This is a genomic window from Nocardia sp. NPDC059228, from assembly GCF_042754245.1.
Classification (GTDB): Bacteria; Actinomycetota; Actinomycetes; order Mycobacteriales; family Mycobacteriaceae; genus Nocardia.
Genome location: NZ_JBHZAL010000136.1, coordinates 1 through 1,226, shown reverse-complemented (window position 1 = coordinate 1,226; position 1,226 = coordinate 1). Strand labels below are relative to the sequence as shown.

Below are 1,226 nucleotides of genomic sequence, written 5' to 3'. Positions count from 1 at the left end.
CGCGACGAGATGCTCAATCTGATCCGCCGCGAGTACACGGAGTTCGGCATCTCCGTCCTCGTGACCTCACACCTCCTCGGCGAGCTCGAACGCACCTGTGACCACGTCGTCGTCATCGACGGCGGCAAACTGCTGCGCTCCAGCTCCACCAGTGACTTCACACAGAACACGGCGACGCTCGCCGTCGAGGTCACCGACACCGACACCCACCACGACGGCACCCGCGCCCTGCGCGAGGCGCTCACCGCGGCCGGACTCTCGCTCCAGGTGGGCGAGGAGGACGGGCTGCCGGGCGCCGGCCACATCCTGCTGATCGAGGCCACGGGCGAGGAGACGTACGACGTCGTTCGCGACACCGTCGCCGAACTCGGTCTCGGCCTCGTACGGATGGAACAGCGCCGCCACCACATCGCCGAGGTCTTCCGCGCGAAGGACGCCGCGTCGGCGGCCGCCGGCGCGCAGGCCGTACCGGCGGGCACGGGCACCGCGGAACTCGCACTTCAGAAGGGAGGCGGCAGCGATGAGCACTGACCTCACCCAGATCCACAACATCGGCTACCGCAACTACGACGGCCCCAGGCTCGGCCGCGCCTACGCCCGCCGCTCCCTCTTCTCGCAGTCCCTGCGCGGCTCCTACGGACTCGGCCGCTCCGGCAAGTCCAAGATCCTGCCGATGATCCTGTTCGCCGTGATCTGTCTGCCGGCGGCGATCATGGTCGCTGTCGCCGTCGCCACGGACCTCAAGTCCCTGCCGGTGCCCTACACGCAGTACGCGATCTTCCTCCAGGCCGTCATCGCGCTCTTCCTGGCCGCCCAGGCACCCCAGGCCGTCTCCCGCGACCTCCGGTTCAAGACGGTGCCGCTGTACTTCTCACGCCCCATCGAGCGCGTCGACTACGTCGTCGCCAAGTACGGCGCCATGGCCTCCGCCCTCTTCGTCCTGACCGCCGCGCCGCTCCTGATCCTCTACATCGGCTCGCTGCTCGCCAAGATGGACTTCGTCGACCAGACCAAGGGCTTCGGCCAGGGACTCGTCTCCGTGGCGCTGCTGTCACTGCTCTTCGGCGGACTCGGCCTGGTGATGGCCGCCCTCACCCCGCGCCGCGGTTTCGGCGTCGCCGCCGTGATCGCCACGCTGACCATCACCTACGGCGCCGTCTCCACCGTCCAGGCGAGCGCCTACGGGACCGGTTCGGACGGCGCCGTCCAGTGGATCGGCCTCTTCC

At 69.2% G+C, this 1,226-nt stretch carries 1 protein-coding gene and 1 pseudogene; both read left to right on the top strand.

All coding sequences use genetic code 11. The features are described 5' to 3' along the window. Positions 1 to 531 (top strand): annotated as a pseudogene (locus ACFXKA_RS43000) (ABC transporter ATP-binding protein); the annotation flags it as partial. After that, the coding region (locus ACFXKA_RS42995) for a hypothetical protein (RefSeq protein ID WP_379431910.1) at positions 521 to 1,226 on the top strand (706 nt) is incomplete at its 3' end. The pseudogene ACFXKA_RS43000 and the gene ACFXKA_RS42995, both read left to right, overlap by 11 nt.